Genomic DNA, 7,005 nt, shown 5'->3' with positions numbered 1-7,005 from the left:
GCCGGAGCGTTCCGACCAGGGCGGCCGCGGCCATCCTCTCGGCCACGGGCCTGTCAGACTGGATCGCCCGCGACGACCAGGACTATCTCGCAATCGCCTCCCGCCAGGCGCCGGCGCAATTGCAGGCGCTTCGTCAGGACCTGCCGGCGTTGATCAATCGGCGTTGCGGGACGCTCGCTTACGCGAAGGCGGTCGAGGACGCCTACCGGGAGATGTGGCAACGATACTGCGCCACGCAGTCGGAAAGCCCGGGCGCCGCCTGAGGCACCGGGTCAGGGCGCCAGCTCCAGCCGCATCCCGTCGTAGGCCGGCTCGATGCCCTTAGGCAGGCTGGCGCGCAAGACTTCGTAGTCGAGATCAGAGTGCAGGTTGGTCAAGATGGCGCGGCGCGGCTTGAAGCGCTCGATCCAGGAGAGCGCATCGCTGAGGCTGAAATGACTGGGATGCGGGGTATGGCGTAGCGCGTCGACGATCCAGAGATCGAGATTTTCCAGAAGCGGAAAACTCTCCGGCGGAATGTCGTTGAGATCGGGCGTATAGGCGGCGGCTCCAATGCGATAGCCGAGCGCGGGAATGTTGCCGTGCTGCACGAGGAACGCGCTCAGCGTCACCTCCCCGCCCTTGCCCAAAATGGCCTGACTCTCGCCGGCTTCGATCGAATGCCGCGTCAGGATCGGCGGATAGTCGCTGCCTTCAGGTGAGATGAAGCAGTAGGAGAACCGCGACAGGATGTCCTTGGCGGTCGACTGGCAAAAATAGGTCGGAATCCGCCGGCGCTGGTGCAGCACCACCGAGCGCAGATCGTCGATGCCATGGGTCTGATCGGCATGCTCATGGGTCAGGAACACCGCATCGATATGATCGACATCGGCGTCGATCAGCTGCTCGCGCAGGTCGGGCGCGGTGTCGATCACGATTCGCGTCGTGCCGTGCTCGGAGGTGCGCTCGGCCATCAGCGAGCAGCGCCGCCGGCGATTCCTGGGATTCTTGGGATCGCACTGGCCCCAGCCAAGTGCGGGACGCGGAACGCCGGCCGAAGAGCCACAGCCGAGGATCGTGAGCGTCAGGGTCATGCGGCGACCGGCCGTGGCACTTTCGAGAACAGGCGGAAGAAGTTTTCCGTGGTCTGCCGCGCGATTTCGTCGAGCGAAACCCCGCGCGCCTCCGCGAGCACGCGGGCAACTTCGACCACGTAGGCCGGCTCGTTGCGCTTGCCGCGGAATTTTCCGGGCGCGAGATACGGCGCATCGGTCTCGACCATGATGCGGTCGGCCGGCAGTTCGGCCGCCAGCGCGCGCAAGGCTTCCGACTTCTTGAAGGTCAGGATCCCGGTAAAGGAAATCGACAGCCCCAATGCAATCGCCTTCATCGCAAGCTCGCGGCCGCCGGTGTAGCAATGCAGCACCGCGCGAAATGCTCCCCTGGCCGCCTCTTCCTCCAGGATGCGTCCGCAGTCTTCATCTGCTTCACGGGTGTGGATGACGAGCGGCAAGCCGGTCGCGCGAGCCGCGGCAATATGGGCGCGAAAACCGCGCGCCTGCGCCTCCGGCGAGCCGTTGTCGTAAAAGTAATCGAGGCCGGCCTCCCCGAGCGCGACGACCTTGGGATGCCGGGTCAGCTCGGCAAGCTCATCAGCAGGGATCCCGTCTTCCTCGTCGGCGTGATGCGGATGGGTGCCGACCGAGCAATAGACGTCGTCGTATTTTTCGGCAATGGCGATCAGCTCACTGAGCCTGCGCACCCGTGTCGAGATCGTGACTATCCGGCCGATCCCGGCCTCTGCCGCCCGCGCGACGATGGAGTCGAGATCGGGCGCGAAATCCGGGAAATCGAGATGGCAATGGCTGTCGACGAGCATGCGAAATACTCATGCAGCCGTCGGCTCGATGTAACGGGGGAACACGGCCTGCGGTGCCGGCAATTGCGTTCCAGGGGCGATCCGCACCGCGCCACCAAGCGCCGCGAAACCGCGCTCATCCCCGGGGACGCCGAGGCTGTCGAGCAGCTTCTCCGAAGCCTCGGGCATCACGGGCTGGGTCAGGATCGCGATCTGGCGCACCACGTCCGCCGTCACATACAGCACGGTTCTTTGCCGCGCCGGATCGGTTTTTGCGAGCGCCCACGGCGCCTCACCGGCAAAATAGCGGTTGGCCTCCGCAACCACGGCCCACACCGCATTCAGCCATTGATGGATCTGCTGCGTCGCCATGGCTTCGCGCGCGATGCCGATCATGCCATCGGCCTGCGCCAGAATCGCCTTGTCGTTGTCGGAGAACGCGGCTGGCTCCGGCAGCACGCCGCCGAGCTGTTTTGATATCATCGACAGCGAGCGCTGCGCGAGATTGCCGAGATCGTTGGCGAGATCGGCATTGATGCGCGCCACGATGGCCTCGTGGTTGTAGTTGCCGTCCTGTCCGAACGGCACCTCGCGCAGGAAGAAATAGCGCATCTGGTCGACGCCGTACTGGTCGGCGAGGTTGAAGGGGTCGACGACATTGCCGACCGATTTCGACATCTTCTCGCCTCTGTTGAACAGGAAGCCGTGGGCATAGACGCGCTTTGGCACGGCGATGCCGGCCGACATCAAAAATGCCGGCCAGTAAACGGCGTGAAAGCGGATGATGTCCTTGCCGATGATGTGCACGTCCGCCGGCCAGTAGCCCCAGTTGGCGTCGTTCTCATCGGGGAAGCCGGCACCGGTGATGTAGTTGGTCAGCGCATCGACCCAGACATACATCACGTGTTCCGGATCGCTGGGGACCTTGACGCCCCAGTCAAAGGTGGTGCGCGAAATCGACAGGTCGCGCAAACCGCTCTTGACGAAGCTGACCACCTCGTTCCTGCGCGACTCCGGGCCGATGAAGTCCGGCTGGTCCGCGTAGAGATCGAGCAGCCTGTCCTGATAGGCCGAGAGGCGGAAGAAGTAGCTCTTCTCCTCGACCCATTCGACCGGCGTGCCCTGCGGCCCGCGCCGCACATCGTCCTCACCGAGCGTCGTCTCCTCCTCGGCGTAATAGGCCTCGTCGCGCACGGAGTACCAGCCCGAATAGCTGTCGAGATAGACATCGCCACTATTGGCCATGCGCCGCCAGATCTCCTGGCTGGAGCGATGGTGCTGCTCTTCGGTGGTCCGGATGAAGCGGTCGAAGGAGACGTTGAGGCGCTCGTCCATCTCCTTGAAGCGGCCGGCGTTGCGGGTGGCAAGCGCGTGCGGCGTCAGCCCCTCGTTCTGTGCGGTCTGGATCATCTTCAGGCCGTGCTCGTCGGTGCCGGTCAGAAAAAACACGTCCTTGCCGTCTAGCCGCTGAAAGCGCGCCAGCGCGTCGGTCGCGATCGCCTCATAGGCATGGCCGATATGCGGATTGCCGTTCGGATAGGCGATCGCGGTGGTGATGTAGAAGCTTTGGCGCGCACGAGGCGCAATGGGTGCAACCGCCTCGGCAATCGTTTCGACTGCGGTCACCTCGAAATGCTCAGCGGCGACCGGTGCCGCCGCAACATCTTCGATCGTCGCGACGGGCTCGGCGGCGCTCGGCTCGGCAGTGGGCTTCCGGGCCGGCGCGAGCGCCGCCGCTGCCGCCTCGGCGGCGCGCTTGATCGCGCTCAGAGCTTCTGGCGCCAGCTTTGGTTCGGAGGCAATCTTGGTTGATTCTGACCTGGCCTTAGGTGCCTTGTTCGTGGCCACCTGCGCGGTCTTTTTCGCGGCCTTCTTTACACCCGTCCGCGCGGCCCTCTTTGCCGCCTTGCTGGCGGTCTTGGCTGCTTTCTTGGCGGCGCCTTTGCCCTTGGCACGGGACTTCGAGGCCGCGCTCTTTGCGGTCTTCTTCGCCTTGCTCTTAACCGCGCTCTTGACCTTGCTTTTGGCCTTGCGCTTCTTGACAGTTTTCTTGCTGGCGGTCGCCACGGCAAAATCCTCGTGTCAGGTCAGACTAATGAAGGGATGACATCAGGCGGAGCGTTTTACCGCGTGGCTTCGGCGAGCATCCCAAACACCGAGAAAACCAGCGGCTTTCGCTCCAGATTGTAGGATTCGGTGTCGCGCGCGGCGCGGCTGATCTTTTCCCACACCTCCGCCAGCTGCGCAAGGCGGGGCAGATTTGCATCGCTCCGGCTCGCGTCGTGACGCAGCCGCTCGCTGACCCAGCGCTCGACGCTGTCCACGAAGGCGGCGAGCGCCGCGCGGTCGCTGGTGCCCAGCGCATCGGACAGCGCGTGCAATCCGCGTGGATCGAGATTAGGCAGATTGGCGAGCAGCGCTGCGGTGCGTTCGATCAGCTTGAGCGAATCGCCGCCCATCAGCGTCAGCGCGCGCCCGACGCTGCCTTCCGAGGCCTCGGCCGCCTCGTTCAGCGCCGGATCGGAAGGCGCCAGTCCGGTCGCCTCCGCGGCCGCCCGCACGACGTCATCGGTGTCAAGCGCGCGCAGCCGCAATTTGCGGCAGCGCGACTGGATCGTCGCCAGCACCCGCGCCGGGGCGTGGCTGACCAGCAGAAACAGCGAGCGCTGCGGCGGCTCCTCGAGGATTTTCAGCAGCGCATTCGCGGCATTCGGATTGAGCTCATCGACGGTGTCGACAATGCAGACGCGCCAGCCCTCGCCCGCTGCGGTCGAGCCGAAGAACGTGATGGTCTCGCGCGTCTCGTCGACCGTGATCACGGTGCGCAGCACGCCCTTGTCATTGGCGGTCCGCTCGAGCGTCAAGAGTCCGCCATGTGCGCCCGAAGCAACCTGCCGCGCCGTCGCACTGCCCGGATCGACCCACAGCGTCTCGGCGTGCTGCACCCCGGCCGATGCCGGATCGCGATGGCTGAGCACGAAACGCGCCATCCGGTAGGCCAGCGTCGCCTTGCCGATGCCTTGCGGCCCGCCGATCAGCCAGGCATGCGCAATCCGCCCGCCGCGATAGGCGCTGAGCAAGGCGTTCTCGGCCTCGCGATGCCCGAACAGGGCGGAGGTCTCGCGCGGTGCCGCGATCGCGATCTCCTGCCCGACCTTTTTCGCGCTCATGCCGGCGCAGCCGATGTGGAAACCGAGAACAAGTGACTGCGGAGCTCGGTCCAGATCCGCGCGGCCACGCTGTCCGGATCGGCCGTGGTGTCGATCACGACACAGCGCTGCGGATCCTCCGCCGCGATCTGGCGATAGGCTTCACGCAGCTTTTCATGATAGCGGAGATCCTCGCTCTCGAACCGGTCGGGCGCGCCCGCCCCGCGCCGGTGAGCGGCCCGTTTCAGCCCGACCTCTGCCGGAACATCGAGGATGAAGGTGAGATCCGGCTTCAGATCGCCGATCGTCACCCGCTGCATGGCCTTGAGCAGCGTCGGCGACACATTGCCGAGCTTGCCCTGATAGGCGCGGGTCGAATCCGCGAAGCGGTCGCACAGCACCCATGTGCCCTGCGCGAGCGCGGGCCCGATGACGTGCTTGACGTGATCGTCGCGGGCCGCGGCGAACAGCAGCGTTTCGGCGTCCGGGCCTAGCAGCTTGCCCATCCCCGACAGCACGAGATGGCGCATGATCTCGGCGCCAACCGAGCCGCCGGGCTCGCGGGTCACGATGTTGGGCAGCCGCGCGGCGTTCAGACGTTCGGCGAGCCGTTTGATCTGGGTCGATTTCCCCGACCCCTCCCCGCCCTCAAACGACACGAAACGCCCGCGACCGGGGCTGCGTTTGACCAACTCATCAACCATCTTCAGAGCTTCTCTGCGCCCGCACGGAACATGCCGATCACGAGCTCGCTCACGCCGTCGAACGCGCGCCGCACGGTCGATCCCGTGCCGATGGATTCGGCGGCGAAGATCGGCGACTCCACCGCGATATTGCCGTTGCGCCAGACCCGGACGACGCCGATCTTCTGGCCGGCCTCGATCGGTGCGCGCACCGGGCCGCTGTAGACGACGCGGGCGATCAGCTTGTCGTTGACGTTCTTCTGCACCATGACCTTGACCGGTTCGGGACTCCACAGCTTCACCGACCGGCTGTCGCCGCCAAAAACTCTTGCGTAACCGAGGGTCTGCTGGGCGGCAAACAGGGTGCGGGTCTCGAAATTGCGAAACCCCCACTCCAGCATCTTCTTGGCTTCGGTGGCGCGGTCATCCGGATCCTCGAGGCCGTTGACCACAACGATCAGGCGGGTCCCGTTCTGCACGGCCGAGCCGACCATGCCGTAGCCGCCTTCCTTGGTGTAGCCGGTCTTGAGGCCATCGGCGCCTTCCAGCGAGTTCAACAGTGGATTGCGATTCGGCTGGCGGATCTTGTTCCAGGTGAATTCCTTCTCGCCGAACAGTTTGTAGAACTCGGGATAGTCGAGGATGATATGACGAGCGAGCTTTGCGAGCTCCCGCACGGTCATCTTGTTGCCGGGGTCGGGCAAGCCGTTGGAGTTGGCGAAGGTCGATTGCGTTAGGCCCAGCTCGCGGGCCCGCTTGGTCATGAAATCGGCGGCAAAGATCTTCTCATTGCCCGCCATGCCTTCCGCGAGCGCGATGCACGAATCGTTGCCGCTCTGGATGATCGCCCCATGCAGGAGGTCGTCGATCGACACTTTGCTGTTGAGCGCGGCGAACATGGTCGAGCCGCCGGCCGGCGCGCCGCCCCTGCGCCAGGCATTTTCGCTGATCCGGTATTCATCCGTCAGCTTGACGTCGCCCTGCTTGACGGCGTGGAACACGACTTCCGCCGTCATCAGCTTCATCATGCTGGAGGGCGCGCGCAGCTCATCCGCGTTCTTCTCGAACAGGACGCTGCCGCTGTTCGCCTCGACCAGGATCGCGGTCGGGGCGTCGCCGTCGAATCCGCCCTCCTCCTTCTTGGCGCCCTGCACACTCTGGTTGGCGGCGTGGAGCACACCGGCCCAGCCCAGTGCGATCGCCACGCTGACGGCGGCAAGGCGGCGCCAAGGGCGCCCCTGCAATCGCGGGAACAGGAGGAGCGGGTGTTGCAGCAATGCCATCGGAAGGCCCTGAGTTGCGCGTTCTAACAGTTGGAAGTTACCCAAACAACCAA

General features: G+C 65.0%; 6 protein-coding genes and 1 pseudogene. 1 reads left to right on the top strand and 6 read right to left on the bottom strand.

Annotation, left to right across the window (positions count from 1 at the left end):
- Positions 1–263 (top strand): annotated as a pseudogene (locus JOZ76_RS02010) (tetratricopeptide repeat protein); the annotation flags it as partial.
- A gap of 9 nt (positions 264–272) precedes the next feature.
- On the opposite strand, the gene JOZ76_RS02005 reads toward JOZ76_RS02010, so the two are convergent.
- From JOZ76_RS02005 to JOZ76_RS01980, 6 genes are read right to left on the bottom strand one after another with little or no spacing between them, the layout of a single operon-like run.
- On the bottom strand, positions 273–1,073 hold the full coding sequence (locus JOZ76_RS02005) for an MBL fold metallo-hydrolase (protein ID WP_291696959.1): 801 nt from the start codon (positions 1,071–1,073) through the stop codon (positions 273–275).
- Complete coding sequence (locus tag JOZ76_RS02000) at positions 1,070–1,858, bottom strand: TatD family hydrolase (RefSeq protein ID WP_291696958.1); 789 nt, start codon at positions 1,856–1,858, stop codon at positions 1,070–1,072. The genes JOZ76_RS02005 and JOZ76_RS02000 overlap by 4 nt, the downstream gene beginning before the upstream one ends.
- 9 nt (positions 1,859–1,867) lie before the next feature.
- Positions 1,868–3,904, bottom strand: coding sequence for a methionine--tRNA ligase (metG, locus tag JOZ76_RS01995; RefSeq protein WP_291696957.1), 2,037 nt, complete (start codon positions 3,902–3,904; stop codon positions 1,868–1,870).
- Positions 3,905–3,960: 56 nt separating this feature from the next.
- A complete protein-coding gene (locus JOZ76_RS01990) occupies positions 3,961–5,007 on the bottom strand; it encodes a DNA polymerase III subunit delta' (protein ID WP_291696956.1) in 1,047 nt (348 codons plus the stop codon).
- A complete protein-coding gene (gene tmk, locus JOZ76_RS01985; protein ID WP_291696955.1) occupies positions 5,004–5,690 on the bottom strand; it encodes a dTMP kinase in 687 nt (228 codons plus the stop codon). The genes JOZ76_RS01990 and tmk overlap by 4 nt, the downstream gene beginning before the upstream one ends.
- Before the next feature lie 2 nt (positions 5,691–5,692).
- Positions 5,693–6,952, bottom strand: a complete 1,260-nt coding sequence (locus JOZ76_RS01980; RefSeq protein ID WP_291696954.1) for a D-alanyl-D-alanine carboxypeptidase family protein — start codon at positions 6,950–6,952, stop codon at positions 5,693–5,695.
- Between the last annotated feature and the right edge of the window lie 53 nt (positions 6,953–7,005).

It is taken from the genome of Bradyrhizobium sp. (genome assembly GCF_019244115.1).
Classification (GTDB): Bacteria; Pseudomonadota; Alphaproteobacteria; order Rhizobiales; family Xanthobacteraceae; genus Bradyrhizobium.
The sequence above is the reverse complement of the archived record's forward strand: the minus strand, read 5'-3'. Positions and strand labels throughout refer to the sequence as shown.

What these genes read in the sequence shown, in the direction of transcription:
- JOZ76_RS02005 (WP_291696959.1), bottom strand. Translation starts at nt 1,073, where the DNA reads ATGACCCTGACGCTCACGATCCTCGGCTGTGGCTCTTCGGCCGGCGTT.
- JOZ76_RS02000 (WP_291696958.1), bottom strand. Translation starts at nt 1,858, where the DNA reads ATGCTCGTCGACAGCCATTGCCATCTCGATTTCCCGGATTTCGCGCCC.
- JOZ76_RS01990 (WP_291696956.1), bottom strand. Translation starts at nt 5,007, where the DNA reads ATGAGCGCGAAAAAGGTCGGGCAGGAGATCGCGATCGCGGCACCGCGC.
- tmk (WP_291696955.1), bottom strand. Translation starts at nt 5,690, where the DNA reads ATGGTTGATGAGTTGGTCAAACGCAGCCCCGGTCGCGGGCGTTTCGTG.
- JOZ76_RS01980 (WP_291696954.1), bottom strand. Translation starts at nt 6,952, where the DNA reads ATGGCATTGCTGCAACACCCGCTCCTCCTGTTCCCGCGATTGCAGGGG.